This is a genomic window from Amycolatopsis sp. NPDC051758 (assembly GCF_044453095.1).
Classification (GTDB): domain Bacteria; phylum Actinomycetota; class Actinomycetes; order Mycobacteriales; family Pseudonocardiaceae; genus Amycolatopsis.
The window spans coordinates 1,053,608-1,075,395 of sequence record NZ_JBITCJ010000002.1; the positions used below are offsets into that span (position 1 = coordinate 1,053,608).

Genomic DNA, 21,788 nt, shown 5'->3' on the forward strand with positions numbered 1-21,788 from the left:
CCTAGAGCACTTTTTCGACGAAGGCCCGCGTGCGGGCGTGACGGGGGTGGTCCAGCACTTCGGCGGGCGGGCCTTGTTCGACCACGCGGCCCTCGTCGAGGAAGACGACGGTGTCGGCGACTTCGCGCGCGAAGCCCAGTTCGTGGGTGACGACGACCATGGTCGTGCCCGCCTTCGCCAGGTCGCGGATGACCGCGAGCACCTCGCCGACCAGCTCGGGGTCGAGGGCCGAGGTGGGCTCGTCGAAGAGCAGGACGGCCGGTTCGAGGGCCAGCGCCCGCGCGATCGCGACCCGCTGCTGCTGGCCGCCGGACAGCCGGCGCGGGTACTCGCTTTCCTTCTCCGCGAGCCCGACGCGGGTGAGCAGTTCGCGCGCGGCGGCCTCGGCTTCGGCGCGCGGCCGGCGTTGCGCGGAAACCGGCGCCTCGACGACGTTCTCCAGCACGGTCAGGTGCCCGAACAGGTTGAAGTTCTGGAAGACGAACCCGATCCTGGTGCGCTGCTTGAGGATCTCGCGTTCCTTGAGCTCGTGCAGGCGGTCCCCGGCGCGCCGGTAGCCCATCAGCTCACCGCCGACGCTGATGAACCCGCGGTCGGCGCGTTCGAGGTGGTTGATCAGCCGCAGCAGGGTCGACTTCCCGGACCCGGACGGCCCGAGCAGCACGGTCACTTCCCCTTGGCGCACCTGGAGATCAACACCGTCGAGGACGGTCAGCGACCCGAAGCTCTTGTGCACACCCCGGACGTCCACCATGAACTCCGCGGTCATGCCCCACGCCCCAGGCGGCGCTCGACGTAGTACTGCGCGATCGACAGGACGGTGGTCAGCGCGAGGTACCAGGCGGTCGCCACCAGCAGCAGCGGGATCACCCGGCCGCTGCGGGTGTAGATCACCTGCACCTGGTAGAACAGCTCCGGCAGCGCCATCACGTAGACCTGCGACGTGGCCTTCAGCAGGCCGATGATCTCGTTGGCCGCGGTCGGCACGATCGTGCGCATCGCCTGCGGCAGCACGATCCGGCGGAACTGCCGGCCGGCCGGGATCCCCAGCGCCGCGGCGGCCTCGCGCTGCCCGGCGTCCACCGAGAGGAACCCGGCGCGGACGATCTCGGCGGCGTAGGCGCCCTGGTGCAGGGCGAGCCCGAGGCCGGCGGCGAGGAACGGCGGGATGAGGCTCATCGTCCCGACCGACACGAACGACGGCCCGAACGGGACGCCGAAGGAGATCTCGTTGTAGAGGATCGCGAGGTTGTACCAGAAGAGCAGCTGGAGAATGAGCGGCACCGACCGGAAGATCCAGGTGTAGGTCCAGCTGACCGCGCGCAGCAGCGGGTTCCGGGAAATCCGCATCAACGCCAGGACGGTGCCGAGCAGGAATCCGGCGACCACGCCGAACAACGTCAGTTCGAGCGTCAGCGCGACGGCTTCCAGGATCGATTTCTGGAAGACGAACCGGCCGAACGTCGGCCAGTCGAACGCCTTGTTGGTCACCAGGGCATGGCCCGCCATCGCAACGAGAACCGCCACGACGACGGCGGCCACCCAGGTCATCGGGTGCCGCGCAGGCACGATCTTCAGCGACTCCTCCGGCGCCGCGGCGGGCGCGGGCCGGGTGCCGACGTCACTGGTCATCCCGCGGCCACCGCGGCGGGAAGCGCCTTCGAAAACCTCAGCCGCGTCGTGGGCACGGCCCGGACGTCGAAGTGCGGTGTGTACCCGGTGGCCAGGTAGAGCTCCCGCGCCTCGGGCTGGTTCGGGCCGGTGGTGAGGTGGATCCGGGTGTACCCGCGGCTGACGGCTTCGGCCTCCAGCTCGCCGACAACACGGCGCGCGAGCCCGCGTCCACGGTGGGCGCGGTGGGTCCAGATCCGCTTCAGCTCGGCGGTTTCCTCGTCGTAGCGCTGGAAAGCGCCCCCCGCGACGGCGTGGCCGTCGTCGACGAGCAGCAGCAACCCGCCCTCCGGCGGGGCGAACCGCTCGGCCGGGTACTCCCGGAGTTCGAAGTGGACGTCGGTGAGCACCCGCTGGTAACGGGTGGAATATTCGCGGGCCAGATCGGCGAGCAACGGCCGGACCCGCGGATCAGACTGGGCGACCCAGACGGATTCGGGCATGGGAGTACCTGTTCCGGAAAAAGAACGGGAGGAAAGGCATCCGTGCACCGGGACGCTTTTCCGTTGACGGTCACGACCTTAGGAAGCCGGGCCGAGCCCGGTCAACGCACCGCCGCCGAGTTCCAGATCCTGGACCGCTCAGCCCGACACGATGTCCCAGAAGGTTTCCCGTTCCCGGCGGCTCAGCGGCACGCTCGGCACGTCGGCCTCGCCGGCTCCGCGCGGCAACGGGATGACCGTGCCGACGTCGTACGGCCCCGCCGGTGGTGTGACGACCCAGCCGAACCCGGTGAACACCCGTACGAAGGCGCGAACCAGCCGCTTCATCGTGCACCCCTTCCGCCGACGAAGCCATTGTCGGCCCACCGGTGCCGTCACCCCAGCGCGTCCACATCCTGAAAGCAGGTGCGGCGGGCCGGGCCGCCGGATAGCTGTGGAAGCATGACATCTCGCAGCCTGCACGTCGCGGTGGAGATCGACGGTGGCAGCACGCTCGCGCCCCGCGCGTTGGCCGGCGGCGTCGGAAGTGCCGAGCGCGCCGGCTTCACGTTCGTCACCTTCGCCGACTCGCCGCTGCCACCCGCCGGTGGGCTGCGGCTCGAGGCGACCACTCGCGCCGCCTACGTCTCGACGCTCACCGACCGGATCGGGCTGGCGCCGACGGCGAACGTCACGACGGCCGAACCGTTCCACCTGGCCGCGCAGCTGGCCGGCCTCGACCACGCTTCCCACGGGCGGGCCGCCTGGGTCGTCGCCGCCGACGGCTCGGCCGAGGCGCTCGCCACGATCGGCGCGTCCCCGCTCGGCCCGGACGCGCTGCACCACGAGGTCACCGACGTGGTCGAGGTCGTGCGCCGGCTGTGGGACTCCTGGGACGACGACGCCGTCGTCAAGGACGTGGCCACCGGGCGGTACCTCGACCCGGACAAGGTGCACCACGTGGACTTCACCGGCGCGCGGTTCTCGGTCAAGGGGCCGCTCATCACCCCGCGGCCGCCGCAGGGCCGGCCGGTGGTGCTCGCGCCGGAGGACCTGGCCGAAGCGGCGCGCCCGGACGTGGTGCTCGTGGGTGGCACGGGCCTGGACGACGTCAAGAACCGGGCCCTGCGCGCCCGCGAATCCGGTGCTCCCCTCGTGTTCGCCGAGGTCGACGTGCTGCTCGACACCACCGGCACCCGCCGTCGTGGCACCGACCGGTTGCGCTACACCGGATCCGCGCCGGGACTGACCGAGCTGCTCGGCTGGCTCGCCACGAGCGTCGACGGTGTCCGGCTGCACCCCGAGGACCCGGCCGACCTGCCGGTGCTCGCGTCGCAGGTGCTTCCCCAGCTGCGTGCCGAAGGACTGCTGGTGCCACCGGAACCGGGGGCGACACTGCGGGCGTCCCTCGGGCTGCCCCGTCCGGCGAGCCTGTTCGCGGCCGGCGGTGCGGCATGAGCGCGCGACTGCACCTCGGGGTGTTCTACACCGGTGTCGGACCGCAGTTCCTGTGGGACGACCCGTCGAACGCCCCGCACACCGAAATCGAGACCTACGTGTCGGTCGCCCGGACGCTGGAACGAGGTCTGTTCGACGCCTTCTTCCTCGGCGAAGGCCTGCGGGTGCGGGAAAACCGCGGGCGGGTGCACGCCCTCGACGTCGCGGGCCGCCCCGACGCGATCACGCAGCTGAGCGCGCTGGCCGCGGCGACCACCCGGATCGGCCTGGTCGCGACCCAGAACACGACGTACAACTTCCCGGCCGACCTCGCCCGTCGGCTGTCCTCTTTGGACTTCCTGTCCGGCGGCCGGGCCGGCTGGAACATCGTCACCACCGACAACGCCTGGACCGGCGCCAACTTCCGCCGCGGCGGCTGGCTCGCGCACGAACGCCGCTACGAGCGCGCGGAGCAGTTCGTCGAAGCGGCCCTCGCGCTCTGGGCCGGGCCCGTCTCCCACCACACCGACCTCGTCCGGCTGCGGGCGGCGCCGACCGTGCCGCCGAGTCCGCAGGGCCGGCCCGTGCTGTTCCAGGCCGGGGACTCCGCGGGTGGCCGGGAGCTGGCGGCGAAGTACGCCGACGTCGTCTTCTCCGCCAACACCGCCTACGACAAAGCCCTGGCGTATGCCGAGGACCTGCGGGCCCGGCTCGCCCGCCACGGCCGTCCCGCCGACGCCGTCCGGATCCTGCCCGGCGCGACGGTGGTGCTCGGCGACACCCCGGCCGACGCGGCCGAGCGCGCGGAGGACGTCCGGCGGCGCCAGATCTCCCCGCAGCGCGCGGTCGCGTTCCTCGAGCAGTACTGGGGCCAGGACCTGTCGGCGTACGACCCGCACGGGCCCCTGCCGGACGTCGAGCCCGTCGAAGGTGAGCTGGACCCGTCCCGCGGCACGATTTCGATCGCCGACCGAACCGGCAAGCTCGACCGGATCCGCCGGTGGCGGGAGCTGGCCGAGGCGAAGAAGCTGTCCATCCACCAGTTGGTCCTCGAGGTGCAGCCGCGCCAGCACGGCTTCGTGGGCACGCCGGGCCAGGTGGCCGACGAGTGGGCGCGCTATGTCCGCACGCGCGCCGTCGACGGCTTCAACATCAGCCCGCACCTGGTCCCGGCCGCCCTGGACGACATCGTCGATCGGCTGGTGCCGGAGTTGCAGGACCGCGGTGTCTACCGGACGGAGTACGAGGGGACGACCCTGCGGGAGCACCTCGAGCTGGCGTGACCGCCGCCGGCCTCGCGGCGGCGCAGGTCGAGGCGGGCTAGCGAGCCTCGCGCAACTGCCGCCAGGCCTCGCGCCGCCGACGCTGGGCGTCGGGATCGGCGACCGGCGCCGCCGACAGCAGCCGACGGGTGTAAGCGTGCGCCGGCGCGGTCAGCACCTCCTTGGTCGCCCCTTGCTCGACGACGTGCCCGCGGTGCATCACCGCCACCCGGTCGGCGAGCTGCTCGATCACCGCGAGGTCGTGGCTGATGAACAGGCACGCGAACCCGAACTCGTGCCGCAGCTCCCGCAGCAGGTCGAGGATGCGCGCCTGGATCGTCACGTCGAGGGCGCTGGTCGGCTCGTCGGCGACCAGCAGGTCCGGCCGCAGCGCCAGGGCCCGCGCGATGCAGGCGCGCTGCCGCTGCCCGCCCGACAGCTCGTGCGGGTAACGCGAGCGCAGGGACGGTGACAGCTGGACCGCCTCCAGGAGCCCGGCGACGCGACTGTCCACTTCGGACCCCCGGGCGGCGTGGTGCAGCCGCAGCGGCGTCGCGACGCTCTCCCCCACGGTCGTCCGCGGGTTGAGTGACGACAGCGGGTCCTGGAACACAACGCCGATGCGCCGCCGCAGCGCCTTCGCGGCGCGTCCGCGGACGCGGGTGATGTCGGCGTCGCCGATGTGGACCGCGCCCGCCGTCGGGGCGAGCAGGCCGGTGACCGCCCGGGCCACGGTGCTCTTGCCCGAGCCCGACTCGCCGACCAGGCCGAGGATCTCCCCCGGCTCGACGTGCAGGCTCACCCCCTCCGCGGCCCGCACGGCGTGCGCCCGGAACCGGCCGCGGTAGGTGACAGCCAGGTCCTCCACCCGCAGCAGCGGGGCCACGGCGGGGACGTCCGGGACCGACTCGACCGCCGGGTGCTCGGTGGCGGCCACGTGCCCCGGCGAGATCTCGACGTTCTCGGCCAGCGCCCGCTCGAGCCCGGTCGTGGCCGCGCTGCTCAGCGACACCACCGAACCGAGCAGCTGCCGCGTGTAGTCCTCGGCGGGCGCGGTGAAGATCGCACCGACGTCGCCGTGTTCGACCACCCGGCCGTCGTGCATCACCACGACCCGGTCGGCGAGGTCGGCGACCACGCCCATGTCGTGCGTGATGAGCAGGATCGCCGTGCCCAGCCGGGATCGCAGGTCCCGCAGCAGCTCGAGGATCTCGGCCTGGACGGTGACGTCCAGAGCCGTGGTCGGCTCGTCGGCGATCAGCAGCTTCGGCTCGTTCGCGACCGCTATGGCGATCACGACCCGCTGCAGCTGCCCGCCGGACAGCTCGTGCGGGTACGACCGGAACCGCTGGCGCGGCGCGGGCAGCCCGACCAGGCCGAACAGCTCGATCGCGCGTTCGCGGGCGGCCGCGGCGGTCAGGTCCTGGTGCGTGCGGATCGCCTCGACGAGCTGGTCACCGATGGTGAACACCGGGTTCAGCGCGCTCATCGGCTCCTGGAACACCATGCCGACCTCGCCGCCGCGGACCTCCCGCAGTTCGGCCGGGGCCATCGTGTAGAGGTCCCGCCCGGCCAGCTCCGCGCGCCCGGACACCTTCGCCGTGGGCGGGAGCAGGCCGAGCAGGGACATCGCGGTGACCGTCTTGCCGGAGCCGGACTCCCCGACCACCGCGACGACCTCGCCCGCACGGACCTCGTAGCCGACCCCTCGGACGGCTTCGACGTCCCCGAACGAGACCGCCACGTCGTGCAGCCGCAGGAGCCCGGCTCCGGTCACGAGACGATCCCGAACTTGCGGTAGTCGACGTAGGCCGGGAAGCGGCCGATCTGGACGTCCCCGACGCTCGACCCGTGCAGGAACGAGTTCCGCGTGTAGATCAGCGGCACCACCGGCGAGTCGGCGAGGATCTTCTTGTCCAGCGCCGCCCACTTCTTGCCGGCCTCGGCCGGGTCGACGGTGGCCTGCGCCTCGGCGATCAGCCGGTCGACCTCGGGGTTGCTGTAGCGGGACTCGTTGTACCCGCCGTTGCCGATCTCGGTCGACTGGAACAGCGGCTGGATGTTCGCGTTGGCCGACGGGATGTCCGGCTGCCACGAGGTGAGCGTCAGGTCGTAGTCGGACAGGCCCTTGGTGTCCACTTCGGACGTGTAGGTGTCGGTGTCGAGCGGCTTGATCGTGATCTTGATGTTCGCCCGCGCCAGCGCGGCCTGGATCGCCGCGGCCTTCTCCGGGTAGCCGTTCTCGTTGTGGGTGGCCAGGACCAGCCCGTCGAGCCCGCTCGGCAGGCCCGCCTCGGCGAGCAGCTGCTTGGCCTTCGCCGGGTCGCCGGACGGCGGCGCCGGGAAGAGGTCGTACTGCTCGCGGCCCTGCAGGCCCGGAGTGATCAGCGTCGTGGCGACGTCGCCGGCCAGCTGGGCGCTGCCCGCGCTGGCGACCTGGTAGGCGGCCTTGTCGACGGCGTACTGGAACGCTTCGCGCACCTTCGGGTTCGTCAGCTTCCCGCGCTGGACGTTGAGCGAAAGGTAGGCCAGCGCCCCGGACTCCGAGGTCACGAGCCGGGACTTCGCCGACGCGCTGCCCTGGATCTGCGCCAGCTGGGCCGGCGAGGCGAAGGACATGCCGAAGGCATTGCGGTCGTTGCCGGTGTCGTCGATCAGGCGCTTGGAGATGACGCTGGTGTCCTGGCCGAGCTCGAAGGTGATGGTGTCGGCGTTGGCCTGGCGCGTCGGGTCGGTCGCGCGGTCCCAGTTCGGGTTGCGGACCAGCTTCGCGGACTTGCCGCGCTCGTAGCTCTGCAGCTGGTACGGGCCGGTCGCGATCGAGTGGTCACCGTAGTTCGCTTCGGCGCCCTTGCCCTTCGGCACCGGGGTGAACGCCGGGGTGCTGGCGACCCAGTTCCAGTCGCCGTACGGCCGCGCCAGGTGGAAGATGATCGTCTTCGCGTCCGGTGTCTGGATGGAGTCGAGCTCCTTGTTCCCGTCGTACGGGCCCTTGTACGCCAGGCCCGGCGAGAGCAGGTCCTTGTGGTAGGCCAGCCCGCCGGAGAACGCGGGCGCGAAGGAGCGCTCCAGGCCCCACTTGACGTCCGCCGCCGTGATCGGCGTGCCGTCGCTGTACTTCAGGCCGTCCTTCAGCGTGAACGTCCAGGTCTTGCCGCCGTCGCTCGGGCGGCCGGTGTCGGTGGCCAGGTCCGGCACGATCGTGGTGTCCTTGCCCGGCGCGACGTCCCACGACGTGAGGCGGCGGTGGATCAGCCCGAGCGTGGTGACGACCAGGTTGGAGCTCTTCGCCGGGTCCCACGTGATCGACGGCGAGTCGTTGAGCAGGACGAGGTTGCCGCCCGGCTTGACGGCGCCGCCCTGTCCGGCCGGAGTGTCGTTGGCGCCGCACGCCGTCAGCAGCATGACGGCGGCGGTCACCCCCGCGGCGAACCGCAGCACGTGTCCCCGTTTCATTGTGTCCCCTTCAGACGAGGCGGGCTCGCGGATCGAGCGCGCCGTAGCAGAGATCGACCAGGAAGTTCAGGAGCGTGACGAGCAGCGCCGAGAACAGCGTCACGCCGAGCAGCACCGGCAGGTTGAGCGACGAGATCGCGTCGACGAGCAGGCGCCCGACACCGGCCATGCCGAAGATCCGCTCGGTGATCACGGTGCCGGCCAGCAGCGAGCCGAGGTCGACGCCGAACACGGTGATCACCGGCAGCAGGACGTTGCGCAGCGCGTGCCGGCCCACCACCTTGCGCTCGGTGAGGCCTTTCGCCCGCGCGGTGCGGATGTAGTCCTCGCCGAGGGTCTCCAGCATCTGCCCGCGCGTGAGCCGGGCGTAGATCGCGGCGTGCAGGAACGCGAGCACCAGCCAGGGCAGCACGAGGTGCCACGCCCACTGCGCGGGATCCTCGGTCAGCGGCACGTACCCGTTCTTCGGCACGACGTCGAGGGCGAACGCGAAGATCGTGATGCCGATCATCCCGGCCAGGTAGGCGGGCATGGACACCCCGGCCATCGCGACGGCCATGGTGATCCGGTCGGCGGCGGTGCCGCGGCGCAGCGCGGAAAGCACCCCGAGCCCGACGCCGAGGACGATCCAGATCACGGCCGCGCCCAGCGCCACCGAGAAGCTGACCCCGATCCGGCTGCCGATCTCGCTGAGCACGTCGACGTTGTTCTGGAAGTCGTACCCGAAACACGGTGCGGTGCAGTGGATCGCGGTGACGCCGGTGCCGAAGGTGCGGCCGCCGAAGATGCCGCCGAGGAAGTCGAAGAACTGCTGGTACCAGGGGCTGTTGTAGCCCATGAACTCCCGCGCCAGCTCGAGGCTTTCCGGCGAGCACGGACGGCCGCAGGCCATCCGTGCCGGATCCGCGGGCAGGACGTAGAACACGACGAACGTCACGAAGGCGACGACGAGCAGGACCAGCAGCATCCCGGCGAACCGGGTCGCGACGAAGCGGGCGGTGCGCATCAGGCCGCTCCCCCGGACCGCGGGTCGAGCGCGTCGCGGATGGCGTCACCGACGACGTTGAACGCCAGCGTGATCAGGAACAGCAGCAGGCCGGGGAAGACCAGGTACATCGGGTCCGTCTCGAAGAAGTCGATGGCCGCGCTGATCGTGCGGCCCCAGCTCGGGGTGGGCGGCAGCACACCGACGCCGAGGAACGACAGCGCGGCCTCGCTGCCGATCATCGACGGGATGCTCAGGCTGGCCACGACGATGATCGGCGCCCACAGGTTCGGCAGGAGTTCCTTGGTGAACACGTGCCACGGGCCGCCACCCATCACCCGCGCCGCGGCGACGAAGTCGCGCTTGGCCAGCGTCAGGGCCTGCGCCCGTACGATCCGCGCCACGCGCGGCCAGCCGAACAGCCCGAGGACGACGACCAGGGTGAACTGCCGCGGGAAGTCGACCGGCAGCACCGCGCCGAGCGCGATCATGAAGATCAGGTACGGGAAACCGAGGATGACGTCGGCGGTCCAGGTGACCAGCCGGTCCCACCAGCCGCCGAGGTAACCGGCGCTGACCCCGATGACCACGCCGAGCGCGGTGGCCAGCACGGTCGCGCCCAGCCCGACCAGCAGCGACGTCCGAGCCCCGTGGGCGGCGAGCGCGAAGAGGTCGACGCCGGTGAGCGGTTCGACACCGAACCAGTGCGCGCCGCTGACCCCGCCGAGCGTCCCCGCGGGCAGGCCGGTCGGGCCGAGCGTGCTGATGTCCGGGGCCAGGCTCTGCCCTTCCACCAGCACGAACAGGTCCGCGGCGACGGCGAGCAGCACGATGAGCACGATCAGCACGGCGCAGGTGGACGTCCACCAGCCGGACCGGACGGCACGCCACAAAGCGGCCGGGAGCGAGCGCGCCGCGGCCGGGGTGACACCGGCGGGCAAAAGCGTGGGGTCGGGCACGGCACCTTCAGGATTCAGCCGATCGAGTGATGATCGGGAACTTTAAGGAATGACGCCTCCTAAACCCAGTGGGCAATCCACTGTCCCACGATCTGGACGGCAAGTCTCGCACTCGTCCCACGAACTGGTAGGGCGTGCGCCGGCCGGGTCCGCCGGGATAGCTGTGGAGTCACCCGAAACCGAGGTGGTGCCGCATGGCCTCCGATGACGTCGACGCGTTCGACTCCGTGCTCGAGGCGATCGGCGGGACGCCGCTGATCCGGCTCGCCCGGATCGCGCCGCCGGACGGGCCGCGGATCTACGTCAAGGCCGAGTTCCTCAACCCGGGCGGGAGCGTCAAGGACCGCGCCGCGCTCTCGATGGTCCTCGACGCGGAGCGCTCGGGCGCCCTGCCGCCCGGCGGGCTGATCGTCGAAGGCACGTCCGGCAACACCGGGATCGGGCTGGCGATCGTGGCCGCCCAGCGGGGCTACCGACTGACCGTCGTCCTGCCGGACAAGAGCAGCCGGGAGAAGATCACGATCCTGCGGGCCTACGGCGCCGACGTCGTGGTCACCCCCGGCGCCGTGCCGCGCGAGGACCCGGCCCACGTCTCGCAGGTCGCGCGCCGGATCGCCGAGGAACGCGGCGGCTGGCTCGCCGACCAGTACGACAACCCCGCCAACCCGGCCGCCCACGCCACGACGACCGGGCCCGAAATCTGGCAGCAAACCCGCGGCCGGGTCACCCACTTCGTCGCCGGGATCGGCACCGGCGGGACCGTCAGCGGGGCCGGCGCCCACCTCAAGCAGGTCAGCGACGGCCGGGTGCAGGTGATCGGGGCCGATCCGGAGCACTCGGTCTATTCGGGCGGCAACGGCAGTCCCTACCTGGTCGAGAGCATCGGGCACTACCTGCACCCGGACACCGTCGAGGACCTCTGGCCGCAGTCCTACCACCGCGACGTGCTCGACCGGGTCGAGGCGATCGGGGATCGTGAGTCCATCCTGACCGCACGACGGCTGGCCCGTGAGGAAGGACTGCTGCTCGGCGCTTCGGCCGGCACCGCCGTCGCCGCCGCGCTGCGGGTGGGCGCCGGGCTGGGCCCGGACGACCTGATCGTCGTCGTGGTGCCCGACTCCGGCCGCTCGTACCTGTCGAAGTACTACGACGACGACTGGCTCCGGCGGCTCGGCTTCCTCGACGACCGCGGGGACGAGCCGACCGTGGCGGACCTCGCCGGACCGTTCGCGAACCCGGCCCCCGGACTGGCGGCGACGGCCACGGTCGGCGACGCGCTCGCCCTGGCCGATCGGCATCCCGGCGCCGGGCCGCTGTGGCCGGTCGGCCCGGACCGGCCGGGTGTCCCGGGACCACCGTCGGTGGCGGAGGTGACCGGCGCGCTCGACGTCGACGAGCTCGGCCTGATGGTCCGGGCCGGGGTGGCCCGGCCGGCCGACCCGATCGCCGGTTACGTCACGGGTCCGCTGCCCGCCATCGGGATCGGTGAGGGCCGCCGCGCAGCCGCGTCCCGGCTCGGCACCCACGAAGCCGCCTGGGTCCTCGTCGACGGGCGCGTCGCCGGCTCGATCGGCAAACGACTGCTCGGCTCCTGACCATTCCGTTCGCAGCAAGGATTCTCCCGCCGTCCCACTCCCTGGCCGTCCCCGCCCGGCGGGCCGGTTCCGGCGCACACTGGGACGACCCCGGCCGGGGAAGGAAAGGGGCGGCCGCGTGAAGTTCCTGCTCATCACCCTGATCACCCACGTCCCGGACCCGGTCACCGGCGTCCTGACCCCGACCAGCGACCGGTTCCGCGAAGTGGTCGCGAACGCCGAACTGGCCGAAGAACTGGGCTTCGACGGGTACGGCGTCGGCGAGCGGCACGAGCGCCCGTTCATCTCCTCCGCACCTCCGGTCGTGCTCAGCCACATCGCCGCCCGGACGGCTCGGATCCGGCTGTTCACCGCCGTCACCACGCTGAGCCTGCTCGACCCGGTCCGCGCGTTCGAGGACTACTCGACCCTGGACAACCTCTCCGGCGGCCGGCTCGAGCTGATCATCGGCAAGGGCAACGGCGCCGCCCAGCGCGAGCTGTTCCACGTCACGCCGGACGACCAGTGGGACCGCAACGCCGAGGGTTACGAGCTGTTCCGCAAGCTGTGGCGCGAAGACAAGGTCACCTGGTCCGGCCGGTTCCGGCCGTCGCTCACCGACGCCGAGGTCTGGCCGCGACCGCTGCAGCAGCCGATCCGCGTCTGGCACGGCAGCGCGACCAGCCGAGAGTCCGTCGACCTCGCCGCGAAGTGGGGTGATCCGCTCTTCTCCGCGAACGTCACCAATCCCGTCGAGCCCTACGCCGAGCTGGTCCGCTACTACCGCGAACGGTGGGTCCACCACGGCCACGCCCCGGCGGATCTCGTCGTGGGCGCCGGGACCGCCGGTTACTACGCCGCCAAGACGTCGCAAGAAGCGCTCGAGGTCTACCGGCCGATCTTCGAGAGCCGGCTGGCCCTGCAGACCCGGCTCGGCCTGGAACCGGTGTTCCGGACGCTCGAAGACTTCGCCGAGCGCAGCTCGGCCCTGATCGGCAGCCCGGCTCAGATCACCGACAAGGTCCTGCGGTACCACAAGGAACTCGGGCACCAGGTGATGCACCTGCACGCCGACCGCGACGGACTCACCGCACGACAGCACCGCGATACCCTCGAACTGTTCCAGTCGGACATCGCGCCCGTGCTCCGCCAGGAGATCCCCGATCCGCCGTGGCCCGTCGGAAAGGACCGTCATGCCTGAAGTCCCGTTGTCGGTGCTGGACCTCGTCCCGGTGAGCTCCGGGTCCGACGTGGGCGAGGCCGTGCGCAACACGGTGGACCTCGCGCAGCAGGCCGAGCGCTTCGGTTACCACCGCTACTGGTTCGCCGAACACCACCTGAACCCGGGTGTCGCCGGCGCCTCGCCGCCGGTGCTGATCGCGCTCGTCGCCGGGGCCACCACGCGGATCCGGCTCGGGTCGGCGGGTGTCCAGCTCGCGCACCGCACGCCGCTGGCCGTGGTGGAGGAGTTCGGTCTCCTCGAAGCGCTCCACCCGGGCCGGCTGGACCTCGGGCTCGGCCGCAGCGGCAAGCAGCTCATCCGCGAGTTCGCCGCCGCGGCCCCGCGGCCGGCGACACCGGCCCAGCCGGCCAACGGCCTGCTCGTCCCGGACCGGCCCGACATGGGCAAGCTGGTGCGGTCACCGCGGATCGGGCTGACGTTCGGGCTCCTGCAGCAGCCCGGCGCCGAGTCGCCCGACTACGGCGAGCAGGTCGACGACATCCTCGCGCTGCTCGCCGGCACCTACCGGTCAGCCGAGGGGCTGGACGCGCACGCGGTGCCGGGCGAAGGCGCGGAGGTCGAAGTCTGGATCCTCGGCAGCAGCGGCGGCCAGAGCGCGTCCGTGGCCGGCCACAACGCGCTGCGCTTCGCCGCGAACTACCACGTGAGCCCGTCCGGCGTGCTCGAAGCCGTCGAGGCCTACCGGCAGGCGTTCCGGCCTTCGGAAACCCTGAGCCGGCCGTACGTCGCGGTGTCGGCCGACGTCGTCGTCGCCGAAGACGACACGACCGCCCGCGAACTGGCCGCCGGGTACGGCCTCTGGGTCCGCAGTGTCCGCCGCGCCGAGGGCGCGATCCCCTTCCCCACCCCGGAGGAGGCCGCCGCACACGTGTGGAGCGACGAGGACCGCGCGCTGGTCGCCGACCGCGTCGACACCCAGTTCGCCGGCTCCCCCGCGACGGTGGCGGCCCGGCTGCGGCAGCTGCAGGAGGCGACCGGGGCCGACGAGCTCGTGATCACCACCATCACCCACGGGCACACCGACCGGGTGCGGTCCTACGAACTGCTCGCGCAGGAGTGGTACCGGGACTGAACCGGGTCACCCGGCGAAGAACTCGTCCGGCGACGGGATCGGGTGCCGCACCCAGTTGTCGACCCTCGTGAAGGTCGCGCCGCCCAGCCGGCCGACCGGGTGGTAGACGTCCTGGTCGAGCCGGCCGTCCTCGCGCAGCAGGTGGTCGTCGACCGCGACGCCGAGCACCTCGCCGAAGACCAGCTTCGAGCCCTTGAAGTCCTGGACGGTCACCAGCTCGCACTCCAGGCTCGGCCCGGCGCCCGACGGGTGCGGCACCGCGATGCCGACACCCGGCGCCCAGGTCAGCCCGACGTGCGAGGCCTCGTCGACGTCCGGGCTCACCACGGCCGCGGTCCTGGCGACGAGCTCCTCCTGCCCGGCCAGCGCGATCGTCACGGCGAACTGGCCGGTCGCGAGGATGTTGGCCACGGTGTCCGTCCGGCCGGACACCGAGAACACCACGGTCGGCGTGTCCATGGTCATCGGCGCGAAGTAGCTGAACGGCGCGAGGTTGGCGACGCCGGCCTCGCTCACCGTGCTGACCCACGCGATCGGCCGCGGCACCACGGCGTTCTTCACCATCCAGACGAACCCGTCGTGATCGGCGTCGGTGTTGCTGCTGTACATCGTGCTCCCGATTCCGTGTCAGTTCCGGGTGATCTCGATCCGGTACCGCCGCGCGGCGCCGGGCTCGGTAGCGCTTTCCAGAACCCCGCCACAGCGTTCGATCGTCTTCATCGAGGCGACGTTGCCGGCCGCGCAGACCAGCAGCACGCGCTCGACACCGAGCGACCGCGCCTCCCCGAGCACCCGCTTCAACGCCCACTGGGCCAGCCCTCGTCCGCGCGCGGACGGCCTCAGGCCGTAGCCGATGTGACCGGCCCGCCGCACGAACTCACCGGACCCGTGCCGCAGCGCGATTCCGCCGAGCACCACGTTGTCCTCCACGATCCACCAGCAGGTGCAGCTCTCGTCGGCCGCCAGCCGCGTGACCCAGGCCGAGAAGCCGGCCGGCGAGCCGACGTCGTCCGTCGGCTGCAACCCGAAGCCGTCCTCGTGGACACCCGGCCCCCATTCCGCGTGGGCGTCGAGCCAAGCCGAGTGCAGGCGGGTGGTGGGCGCGATCAGGTCGGGCACTCCCCGAGCCTATCCAGCGGCCGCTAGTCTGCCCCGATGCGGGAAAACTTCCACGGCGACCTGGCCCGGCTCGGCGAACAGCTGGGCGGGATGTGCCGGCTGGCCGCCGAGTCCATGCGGCAGGCGAACCGGGCACTGCTGACCGCCGACCTGCCGCTGGCCGAGCAGGTCCTGACCGCCGACGACGAGCTGGACCGCGCCCGTGAGGCCTGCGAAGAGCAGGCCCAGTCGCTGCTCGCGCTGCAGGCGCCCGTCGCGGGAGACCTGCGCACGATCCTCGCCGCGGTGTACTGCGCAGAGAAGATCGAGCGCATGGGGGATCTCGCCGCCCACGTCGCCGACACGGCCCGCTTCACCCACCCCGACCACGCCGTCCCCGCCGAGCTCGAGGGAGTCTTCACCGAAATGGGGGAAATCGCGGCGGGCATGGCCGACCGCGTGGGCGAGCTGATCCTCGGTGACGCCCAGGGCGGCTACGCCGAGCTGGACGAAACCGACCACGCCGTCGACGCCCTGCACTCCCGCGTGCTGGCCGCGATCACGAACGAGAACTGGACGCACGGGGTCCAGGCGGCCAGCAGCCTCGCCCTGATCGCCCGCTTCCACGAGCGCTTCGCCGACCAGACCGTGTCGGTGGCCAAACGCCTCGAGTTCGCCGAGACGGGCGAGGCGCCCACCGCGTAGCCGAACGTCAGGGTGTCCGGCGCGCGGTGATCTCCTCCGCGTTCGCGCGGATCCAGTCCAGCAGCGGGGTCAACGCCGCCGCGGCACCCCGGCCCAGGTGCGTGACCGAGTACGTCACCGTCGGCGGCTGCCCCTCGCCGACCTCACGGCACACCAGGCCGTCCTGCTGCAACGACCGGAGTGTCGCCGACAGGCTCTTGTCGCTGATCCCCGCCACCACCGCGCGCAGCTCGTGGTACCGGCGCGGGTGCGCCAGCAGCGCGGTGAGCACGAGGATCGCCCACCGGCCGGCCAGGTGGCCCAGCACCTCACGAGCCGGGCAGTCCTTGTGGAACACGTCACCCAGCACGTCTCCCCCACCTTCCCGGCCTGCGCGCTCACCCGCGGGTGAGGACCACACCGGGAGGTGAGCGCATTCCCCCGCACCCGCGCTCTCCCTAGGTTAGTGACCTGCTCACGAGGGAGGACACCATGCCCACGACCACACTCGTCACCGGAGCCGCCCGCGGCCTGGGCGCGGCCGTCGCCCGGCAGCTGGGAGCCCGCGGGCACCACGTGATTGTCAACTACCGCACCGACTCGGCCGCGGCGGCCGAAGTGGTGCAGGACATCGGGAACGCGTCGAGCGCCCGAGCCGACGTCACCGACCCGGCCGCCGTGGACGCGCTGGTGACCGGGATCCTCGCCGAGCACGGCCGGATCGACACCGTCGTCCTCAACGCGAACACCGCTCCGCCACCGTTCGCACCGCTGGCCGAGCTGTCCTGGACGGCGTTCGCGGCCAAGGTCACCGGCGAGCTGGCCGGCGCCTTCCACCTCACCAAGCGTGTCCTCGAACCGATGCGGCGCCAGGGTGAAGGCCGCCTGATCTACATCGGCAGCACCGCCGCGGACTACGTCGGTGACGGACGGCTGGCGCACGGCACCGCAAAATCCGCGTTGACCACCTTCGCCCGGCACGTCGCCGCGGAAAGCGCACGCGACGGCGTCAGCGTGCTCGTCGTCGCACCCGGGGCGGTGCGCACCCCGGCCACCGCCGAGCTGCTGGCCGGGGAACGCGGTGCGCTGCTCGCCCGGGAATCGGTGCTGGGCCGCGTTCTCGAGCCCGAAGACGTCGCCGCCGCGGTGGCGCTCGCCGCCGATCCCGCGCTCCGCCCGGCCACCGGGACCGTCCTGCGGGTCGACGGCGGCTGGTCGGTCCTCGTCGGCGGACCGGCGAGCTGAGCGCTCACCCCAGGATCGAACGGCCCAGCCCGGTCAGCACCGCGTCGTCCTGCGGGGTGTGGACGCGGCTGCACAGCACGTCGCGATAGTGCCGTTGCAACGGATTGCCGTGCGTCAGACCCGGATTGCCCGCGAGCGCAACGGCCTGCTCGACCGCTTCGATGAGCAGGCGGGTGGCCAGCACCTTGGCCACCCCCGCGTGCGTGCCGGGTTCGCCGTCGTCCACCCGGGCTGCCAAGCCGAAGAGGATCTCCTGGGCCCCGGTGATCCGGGCGGCGATCTCCCCCACACCGGTCTGGAACCGGGGCAGCGTCGCCAGCGGCTTGCCGAGCCCGCTGGGCACCCGCTCACGCAGGAAGCCGGTGAGCCAGTCCAGCGCGTTGCGTGCCACACCAAGGTAAAGCGCCGGGAGCGCCAGCGGGAACGTGAGCACCGGCGGTCGCTGCTTGTCCGGTGTGGACAGTCCCGCGGTGGCTCCGGAAGGCACCGGGACGTCGGTGAAGACGACGTCGTGGCTCGCGCTCGCCCGCAGGCCCAGGTGGTCCCAGGTCGGCTCGATCGTGATGCCCGGGGAGTCGGCGCGAACCAGGAACCCGCCGACCCGTGGCTCGGGCTCGTCGGTGCGGGCCCAGACGATCATCCAGCGCAGGCCGACCGAGCCGGTCGAGTAGATCTTGCGGCCGGACAGGCGCCAGCCGTCCGAGGTGCGGCGAGCGATCGTCGCGGGCAGGCCGCCGCGGGTCGGCGAGCCGAGTTCGGGTTCCACGCGCAGCGCGTTGATCAGGACCGGCCGCCGCGTCGACTCCGCCAGCACCTCGCGGTAGACGTCGTCCGGCCACGACGGCGCGGTCGCCTGCCCGGCGTGGACGAACAGCGTCATCGCCGTGACGAGCGCGACCGACGGGTCGCCGCGGCCGAGTTCGGCGAGCAGCCGGGCCGTGTCGAGCACGCCGGCGCCCGGACCGCCGTACCGCGGGTGCACCGTCGTCGTCAGCAATCCCGCCGCGTGCACCAGTTCGACGCCTTCGTGCGGGAAAGTCCCTTCGCGGTCGTGCTCGCCGGCGCGCGCGGCCAGCCCGGTGACGATCGACGGCAACACGGCCAGGTCGGGCGCGGGCACGGTGGCGACGCTCGTGGTCACGAGTTCCTCCGGAGGGTCGGGTGCGGCGAGACCATAAGCCGCCCGGAACGCCGGTGGCCAGGGGCGTCCAGCAAATGGACACCTGGAGATGCCCAATTGACAGCGCGGGGGCCGGTGCCGTTCCCTACCGATGCGTTTGTCTTGCGGCGAAAGGAAAGCAGATGCCCGTCGAGTTCGTCGGCATGATCGGCACCCGGGACGCGAGCGAGACCCGGCCGGCCAGGGGGCCGGTCATCGACCCGGGTTACGTCCGGCGGTTCGCCTGCGCCCACGAGGACGGCGGCTTCGACCGCGTGCTGATCGGCTACGGCGCGGGCTGGCCGGAGGGCCAGCAGGTGGCGGCCTACGCGGCCGCCCACACCGAGCGCCTCGGCCTGCTCATCGCGCACCGCCCGGGGTTCGTCGCGCCGACGCTGGCGGCGCGCGCGTTCGCCACCCTCGACCACTTCAGCGGCGGCCGCGTCGCGGTGCACACCATCACCGGCGGCAGCGACGTCGAGCAGGCCCGCGACGGCGACTACCTCGGCAAGGACGAGCGGTACGAGCGCACCGACGAGTACCTGGAGATCCTCAAGCGCTCCTGGACCTCCGGCGACGCGTTTTCCCACCACGGCAAGCACTACCGGCTCGACGACTACACCCCGCAGGTGCGGCCGCTGCAGAACCCGCGGATCCCGGTGTACTTCGGCGGTTCGTCGGAAGCGGCCTACCGGGTCGGCGGCAAGCACGCCGACGTCTTCGCGCTCTGGGGCGAACCGTTGAAGGAGACGGCCGAGCAGATCACCGCCGTCCGGGCCGCGGCCAAGGCCGCCGGTCGGCTCACACTCCCGGGGATCAGCGTGTCGTTCCGCCCGATCCTCGGCCCGACCGAAGACCTCGCCTGGGAACGCGCACAGCGGATCCTCGACACGATCACCGCGTCCGGCGCGGCGAAGGCGGCCCGCGAGTGGCGTGACGGCGGCGCGCCGACCAACGTCGGCAGCGTCCGGCTCCTGGCCGCCGCCGCGAAGGCCGAGCGGCACGACCGTGCACTGTGGACTCCCACGGCGACGGCCACCGGCGCCGCGGGCAACTCCACCGCCCTGGTCGGCACGCCCGAGACGGTGGCCAAGGCGCTGCTGGACTACGTCGACATCGGCGTCACCACCCTGCTGATCCGCGGTTACGACCCCCTGGACGACGCGATCGACTACGGCCGGCACCTGCTGCCGCTGGTCCGCTCCGAGCTGGCCCGCCGCGAGCGGCAGCCGGCCACGGCGGCCGCCGTATGACCCTGGTCGAACCGATCCAGTGGGCGCCGGCCGCAGGCGTCACGGTCCGCGGCACCGTCGTGCTGCTGCCCGGCCGGGGTGAGCACCCTGCCCTCTACGCCCGGCTCGGCGCCCGGCTGGCCTTCGACGGCTACCGCGTCACGACGGACGCGGCCGACACCGCCGGTCCGGCGCCCGTCGTGCTGCTCGGGCACGACACCGGTGCCGTCCGGGCCCTCGATCTGGCGGCAAAACAGCAGGTCGCCGCGGTGATCGCCAGCGGCCTGCCCTTCGACGGGCCGGGCGACTGGGCGGACGAGCTGGACGCCCGGACCGCGTGCCCGGTCCACCGCGCCCTCCTCGACGGCGACGACCGGTTCGCGCGTGACGCGCTGCGTGAACCGGCACCGGGACCGGTGGCCGAACCGGCGGTTCCGGTGCTGGTCCTGCACGGCGGGGCCGACCGCGTCGCCGACCCCGAAGCCGCCCGCGCGTACACGGCGAAGCTGCCCCAGGGCCGGTTCGTGCTCGTCTCCGGCGGCCGGCACGACGTGCTCAACGACGTCGACCACCGCAGTGTCGCCGCCGAGGTCGTCCAGTTCCTGGAATGGCTGCGGGCCGGAACGAGCACACCGGCCCTGGTCCGGGGATGATGGCGGGCATGCGCATCTCGGCCAGGGCGGACTACGCGATCAGGGTCCTGCTGGAGCTCGCCGCGGACACCACGCGGCCGATCACCTGCGAAGCCGTCGCGTCCACCCAGGACATCCCGGCGCGGTTCATCAAGGCCGTCCTGCGCGACCTGCGCCAGGCGGGGCTGGTCCGCAGCCAGCGCGGCTGCGAGGGCGGCTACTGGCTGGCCAGGGCCGCCGCGGAGATCACCGTGCGGGACGCCGTGGTGGCGGTCGACGGCGAGTTCCTCTCCGTCCGCGGCGAACCACGTCCCGCCCTGGCCTACCACGGCACCGCCGCCGGGCTCACGCCGTTCTGGTCCGGCGTCGAGGCCGGCCTCGACACCCTCCTGCGCGCGACGACCCTCGCCGACCTGCTCACCGATGCGGCCGCGGACCGCGTCGCCACCTGAAGGGACTCCGATGACCGACCTCTGGCACCAGCCGCTGCGCCACATCCGCGGCGCGGACCTCACCGGCGACACGAACCAGACGACCGGGATGACCCGCCTGGAGGCGATCTCCGGCAAGACCGTCGGGTCGTCGAAGGTCTGGATGGGCGAGACCCACGTCGCGCCGACCACCAACTCCGGCGACCACCACCACGGCGAAGCCGAGACGGCGATCTACGTCAAGTCGGGCCACCCGGTGTTCGTCTTCGCCGACGGCGACGAGGAAATCCGCATCGAGACCGGGCCCGGTGACTACATCTTCGTGCCGCCGTACGTGCCGCACCGCGAAGAGAACCCGACCGAGGAAGAGGCGGTGGTGATCATCGCGCGCAGCAGCCAGGAAGGCATCGTGGTCAACCTGCCGAGCCTCTGGTCCCCGGTCGACGTCCCCACGGATTGAGTCGTGGCGCTCGAAGTCGTCGAGTACACCGATCCCGCCTGCCCGTGGGCGTGGGGTTCGGAGCCGAAGTTCCGCCGGCTGCGCGGAAAACTCCCGGACGCCCGGTGGCGCCGGGTGTTCGGCATCCTCTTCGACGACGACGAGGACCCGGCGCCGGATCCGGCCGCCGAGGCCGCCTGGTACCTGAAGTTCATCAACGGCGTCACCGAGCACACCGGTGCCCCGAAACCGCCCCACCTGGCTTGGGTGACGCGGACGAGCTGGCCGGCTTCCCTGGCCGCAAAAGCCGCTGAGGCCCAAGGGGAAACGGTCGCCGACCTCGTCCTGAGCCGGCTGCGCGAGACGACGTTCGTCCTCGGCACCCCGGCCGACACCACCGATCGTGTGCTCGCCGCCGTCGACGGCGTCCCCGGCCTCGACCTCGCGGCGTTGCACGCCGCCATGCTGAGTGACGAAGTCCGCCAGGCCGTTCGCGAGGACTGGCGCGAAACCCGGAATCCGTGTCCGGAAGTCCTCGACATCACCGCGCCCGGGCCGCACAGCGGCCGCGCGAAGCACCTCGAGCACCACGTCCGCTACGCCCTGCCGACGCTGACCTTCACCGGCCCCGGCGGCCGGTTCGTCGTGCCCGGCTGGCGGCCGCTGCGGGAGTACGCCGACGCCGTGCGCGCGGCCACCGGCGTCCCGCTCGAGGACTGTCCACAGTAGAGCTTTCCCGGCTCGTGGGAACCCGCTCGGGAGCGTTGACTCTCCCCGGTCTCTCGGC

The 21,788-nt window shown here is 72.2% G+C and carries 24 protein-coding genes; 12 read left to right on the forward strand and 12 right to left on the reverse strand.

The window, feature by feature from the left end; translation table 11 throughout:
- Position 1 precedes the first annotated feature (1 nt).
- The 4 genes from ACIA5G_RS13865 to ACIA5G_RS13880 form a co-directional block, all read right to left on the reverse strand.
- Positions 2-769, reverse strand: a complete 768-nt coding sequence (locus tag ACIA5G_RS13865) for an amino acid ABC transporter ATP-binding protein (protein WP_395923187.1) — start codon at positions 767-769, stop codon at positions 2-4.
- Positions 766-1,632, reverse strand: a complete 867-nt coding sequence (locus tag ACIA5G_RS13870; RefSeq protein ID WP_395923188.1) for an amino acid ABC transporter permease — start codon at positions 1,630-1,632, stop codon at positions 766-768. The genes ACIA5G_RS13865 and ACIA5G_RS13870 overlap by 4 nt, the downstream gene beginning before the upstream one ends.
- A complete protein-coding gene (locus tag ACIA5G_RS13875) occupies positions 1,629-2,114 on the reverse strand; it encodes a GNAT family N-acetyltransferase (protein ID WP_395923190.1) in 486 nt (161 codons plus the stop codon). Before ACIA5G_RS13875 ends, ACIA5G_RS13870 begins: the two co-directional genes overlap by 4 nt.
- 138 nt (positions 2,115-2,252) lie before the next feature.
- Complete coding sequence (locus tag ACIA5G_RS13880) at positions 2,253-2,441, reverse strand: hypothetical protein (RefSeq protein WP_395923191.1); 189 nt, start codon at positions 2,439-2,441, stop codon at positions 2,253-2,255.
- Between the two features lie 114 nt (positions 2,442-2,555).
- On the opposite strand from ACIA5G_RS13880, the gene ACIA5G_RS13885 reads away from it, so the two are divergent.
- A complete protein-coding gene (locus tag ACIA5G_RS13885) occupies positions 2,556-3,551 on the forward strand; it encodes an LLM class flavin-dependent oxidoreductase (protein ID WP_395923193.1) in 996 nt (331 codons plus the stop codon).
- Positions 3,548-4,813, forward strand: a complete 1,266-nt coding sequence (locus tag ACIA5G_RS13890) for an LLM class flavin-dependent oxidoreductase (RefSeq protein ID WP_395923194.1) — start codon at positions 3,548-3,550, stop codon at positions 4,811-4,813. Before ACIA5G_RS13885 ends, ACIA5G_RS13890 begins: the two co-directional genes overlap by 4 nt.
- Positions 4,814-4,850: 37 nt before the next feature.
- Here ACIA5G_RS13890 and ACIA5G_RS13895 read toward each other — a convergent pair whose 3' ends face one another.
- The 4 genes from ACIA5G_RS13895 to ACIA5G_RS13910 are packed head-to-tail and all read right to left on the reverse strand — an operon-like array spanning position 4,851 to position 10,192.
- Entirely contained in the window at positions 4,851-6,569 is a 1,719-nt protein-coding gene (locus ACIA5G_RS13895) for an ABC transporter ATP-binding protein (protein ID WP_395923196.1), read from the reverse strand.
- Positions 6,566-8,248: an ABC transporter substrate-binding protein gene (locus ACIA5G_RS13900; protein WP_395923197.1), complete on the reverse strand. Its 1,683-nt coding sequence runs from the start codon at positions 8,246-8,248 to the stop codon at positions 6,566-6,568. Before ACIA5G_RS13900 ends, ACIA5G_RS13895 begins: the two co-directional genes overlap by 4 nt.
- Before the next feature lie 10 nt (positions 8,249-8,258).
- Positions 8,259-9,254 carry an ABC transporter permease gene (locus ACIA5G_RS13905; protein WP_395923198.1) on the reverse strand — a complete coding sequence of 332 codons (996 nt, stop codon included), beginning with the start codon at positions 9,252-9,254 and terminating at the stop codon, positions 8,259-8,261.
- Positions 9,254-10,192 (reverse strand): ABC transporter permease, encoded by a 939-nt coding sequence (locus ACIA5G_RS13910; RefSeq protein WP_395923200.1) that lies wholly within the window; start codon positions 10,190-10,192, stop codon positions 9,254-9,256. The genes ACIA5G_RS13905 and ACIA5G_RS13910 overlap by 1 nt, the downstream gene beginning before the upstream one ends.
- A gap of 194 nt (positions 10,193-10,386) precedes the next feature.
- On the opposite strand from ACIA5G_RS13910, the gene ACIA5G_RS13915 reads away from it, so the two are divergent.
- From ACIA5G_RS13915 to ACIA5G_RS13925, 3 genes are all read left to right on the forward strand, one after another.
- Positions 10,387-11,787 carry a PLP-dependent cysteine synthase family protein gene (locus ACIA5G_RS13915; RefSeq protein ID WP_395923202.1) on the forward strand — a complete coding sequence of 467 codons (1,401 nt, stop codon included), beginning with the start codon at positions 10,387-10,389 and terminating at the stop codon, positions 11,785-11,787.
- 118 nt (positions 11,788-11,905) lie between these two features.
- Positions 11,906-12,967: an LLM class flavin-dependent oxidoreductase gene (locus ACIA5G_RS13920; RefSeq protein WP_395923203.1), complete on the forward strand. Its 1,062-nt coding sequence runs from the start codon at positions 11,906-11,908 to the stop codon at positions 12,965-12,967.
- Positions 12,960-14,081: an LLM class flavin-dependent oxidoreductase gene (locus tag ACIA5G_RS13925; RefSeq protein ID WP_395923205.1), complete on the forward strand. Its 1,122-nt coding sequence runs from the start codon at positions 12,960-12,962 to the stop codon at positions 14,079-14,081. Before ACIA5G_RS13920 ends, ACIA5G_RS13925 begins: the two co-directional genes overlap by 8 nt.
- Before the next feature lie 6 nt (positions 14,082-14,087).
- On the opposite strand, the gene ACIA5G_RS13930 is transcribed toward ACIA5G_RS13925, so the two are convergent.
- Positions 14,088-14,690, reverse strand: coding sequence for a flavin reductase family protein (locus ACIA5G_RS13930; RefSeq protein ID WP_395923206.1), 603 nt, complete (start codon positions 14,688-14,690; stop codon positions 14,088-14,090).
- 18 nt (positions 14,691-14,708) lie between these two features.
- Positions 14,709-15,200, reverse strand: coding sequence for a GNAT family N-acetyltransferase (locus tag ACIA5G_RS13935; RefSeq protein ID WP_395923208.1), 492 nt, complete (start codon positions 15,198-15,200; stop codon positions 14,709-14,711).
- 36 nt (positions 15,201-15,236) lie between these two features.
- Between ACIA5G_RS13935 and ACIA5G_RS13940 the strand changes: the two genes are divergently transcribed.
- Positions 15,237-15,884, forward strand: coding sequence for a phosphate signaling complex PhoU family protein (locus ACIA5G_RS13940; protein ID WP_395923209.1), 648 nt, complete (start codon positions 15,237-15,239; stop codon positions 15,882-15,884).
- Positions 15,885-15,891: 7 nt separating this feature from the next.
- Here the strand turns inward: ACIA5G_RS13940 and ACIA5G_RS13945 are convergent, their stop codons facing one another.
- Complete coding sequence (locus ACIA5G_RS13945) at positions 15,892-16,233, reverse strand: winged helix-turn-helix transcriptional regulator (protein WP_395923210.1); 342 nt, start codon at positions 16,231-16,233, stop codon at positions 15,892-15,894.
- A 122-nt stretch (positions 16,234-16,355) separates the two neighbouring features.
- On the opposite strand from ACIA5G_RS13945, the gene ACIA5G_RS13950 reads away from it, so the two are divergent.
- The gene (locus ACIA5G_RS13950; RefSeq protein ID WP_395923211.1) at positions 16,356-17,108 is read left to right on the forward strand and encodes an SDR family oxidoreductase; all 753 of its coding nucleotides are present in this window, start codon (positions 16,356-16,358) and stop codon (positions 17,106-17,108) included.
- Between the two features lie 4 nt (positions 17,109-17,112).
- Here the strand turns inward: ACIA5G_RS13950 and ACIA5G_RS13955 are convergent, their stop codons facing one another.
- The gene (locus ACIA5G_RS13955; protein ID WP_395923212.1) at positions 17,113-18,249 is read right to left on the reverse strand and encodes an acyl-CoA dehydrogenase family protein; all 1,137 of its coding nucleotides are present in this window, start codon (positions 18,247-18,249) and stop codon (positions 17,113-17,115) included.
- Between the two features lie 161 nt (positions 18,250-18,410).
- Between ACIA5G_RS13955 and ACIA5G_RS13960 the strand changes: the two genes are divergently transcribed.
- Genes ACIA5G_RS13960 through ACIA5G_RS13980 form a run of 5 tightly spaced genes read left to right on the forward strand, consistent with a single transcriptional unit; the run spans position 18,411 to position 21,730 of the window.
- Complete coding sequence (locus ACIA5G_RS13960; RefSeq protein ID WP_395923213.1) at positions 18,411-19,520, forward strand: LLM class flavin-dependent oxidoreductase; 1,110 nt, start codon at positions 18,411-18,413, stop codon at positions 19,518-19,520.
- Positions 19,517-20,152 carry an alpha/beta hydrolase gene (locus ACIA5G_RS13965; RefSeq protein ID WP_395923215.1) on the forward strand — a complete coding sequence of 212 codons (636 nt, stop codon included), beginning with the start codon at positions 19,517-19,519 and terminating at the stop codon, positions 20,150-20,152. Before ACIA5G_RS13960 ends, ACIA5G_RS13965 begins: the two co-directional genes overlap by 4 nt.
- Positions 20,153-20,160: 8 nt before the next feature.
- Positions 20,161-20,583: an RrF2 family transcriptional regulator gene (locus ACIA5G_RS13970; RefSeq protein ID WP_395923216.1), complete on the forward strand. Its 423-nt coding sequence runs from the start codon at positions 20,161-20,163 to the stop codon at positions 20,581-20,583.
- 10 nt (positions 20,584-20,593) lie between these two features.
- Positions 20,594-21,022: a cupin domain-containing protein gene (locus ACIA5G_RS13975; RefSeq protein ID WP_395923218.1), complete on the forward strand. Its 429-nt coding sequence runs from the start codon at positions 20,594-20,596 to the stop codon at positions 21,020-21,022.
- A 3-nt stretch (positions 21,023-21,025) separates the two neighbouring features.
- Complete coding sequence (locus tag ACIA5G_RS13980) at positions 21,026-21,730, forward strand: DsbA family protein (protein WP_395923220.1); 705 nt, start codon at positions 21,026-21,028, stop codon at positions 21,728-21,730.
- Positions 21,731-21,788 lie beyond the last annotated feature (58 nt).

What these genes read in the sequence shown, in the direction of transcription:
- ACIA5G_RS13865 (WP_395923187.1), bottom strand. Translation starts at nt 769, where the DNA reads ATGACCGCGGAGTTCATGGTGGACGTCCGGGGTGTGCACAAGAGCTTC.
- ACIA5G_RS13870 (WP_395923188.1), bottom strand. Translation starts at nt 1,632, where the DNA reads ATGACCAGTGACGTCGGCACCCGGCCCGCGCCCGCCGCGGCGCCGGAG.
- ACIA5G_RS13875 (WP_395923190.1), bottom strand. Translation starts at nt 2,114, where the DNA reads ATGCCCGAATCCGTCTGGGTCGCCCAGTCTGATCCGCGGGTCCGGCCG.
- ACIA5G_RS13880 (WP_395923191.1), bottom strand. Translation starts at nt 2,441, where the DNA reads ATGAAGCGGCTGGTTCGCGCCTTCGTACGGGTGTTCACCGGGTTCGGC.
- ACIA5G_RS13885 (WP_395923193.1), top strand. Translation starts at nt 2,556, where the DNA reads ATGACATCTCGCAGCCTGCACGTCGCGGTGGAGATCGACGGTGGCAGC.
- ACIA5G_RS13890 (WP_395923194.1), top strand. Translation starts at nt 3,548, where the DNA reads ATGAGCGCGCGACTGCACCTCGGGGTGTTCTACACCGGTGTCGGACCG.
- ACIA5G_RS13900 (WP_395923197.1), bottom strand. Translation starts at nt 8,248, where the DNA reads ATGAAACGGGGACACGTGCTGCGGTTCGCCGCGGGGGTGACCGCCGCC.
- ACIA5G_RS13905 (WP_395923198.1), bottom strand. Translation starts at nt 9,254, where the DNA reads ATGCGCACCGCCCGCTTCGTCGCGACCCGGTTCGCCGGGATGCTGCTG.
- ACIA5G_RS13915 (WP_395923202.1), top strand. Translation starts at nt 10,387, where the DNA reads ATGGCCTCCGATGACGTCGACGCGTTCGACTCCGTGCTCGAGGCGATC.
- ACIA5G_RS13925 (WP_395923205.1), top strand. Translation starts at nt 12,960, where the DNA reads ATGCCTGAAGTCCCGTTGTCGGTGCTGGACCTCGTCCCGGTGAGCTCC.
- ACIA5G_RS13930 (WP_395923206.1), bottom strand. Translation starts at nt 14,690, where the DNA reads ATGTACAGCAGCAACACCGACGCCGATCACGACGGGTTCGTCTGGATG.
- ACIA5G_RS13940 (WP_395923209.1), top strand. Translation starts at nt 15,237, where the DNA reads ATGCGGGAAAACTTCCACGGCGACCTGGCCCGGCTCGGCGAACAGCTG.
- ACIA5G_RS13950 (WP_395923211.1), top strand. Translation starts at nt 16,356, where the DNA reads ATGCCCACGACCACACTCGTCACCGGAGCCGCCCGCGGCCTGGGCGCG.
- ACIA5G_RS13960 (WP_395923213.1), top strand. Translation starts at nt 18,411, where the DNA reads ATGCCCGTCGAGTTCGTCGGCATGATCGGCACCCGGGACGCGAGCGAG.
- ACIA5G_RS13965 (WP_395923215.1), top strand. Translation starts at nt 19,517, where the DNA reads ATGACCCTGGTCGAACCGATCCAGTGGGCGCCGGCCGCAGGCGTCACG.
- ACIA5G_RS13970 (WP_395923216.1), top strand. Translation starts at nt 20,161, where the DNA reads ATGCGCATCTCGGCCAGGGCGGACTACGCGATCAGGGTCCTGCTGGAG.
- ACIA5G_RS13975 (WP_395923218.1), top strand. Translation starts at nt 20,594, where the DNA reads ATGACCGACCTCTGGCACCAGCCGCTGCGCCACATCCGCGGCGCGGAC.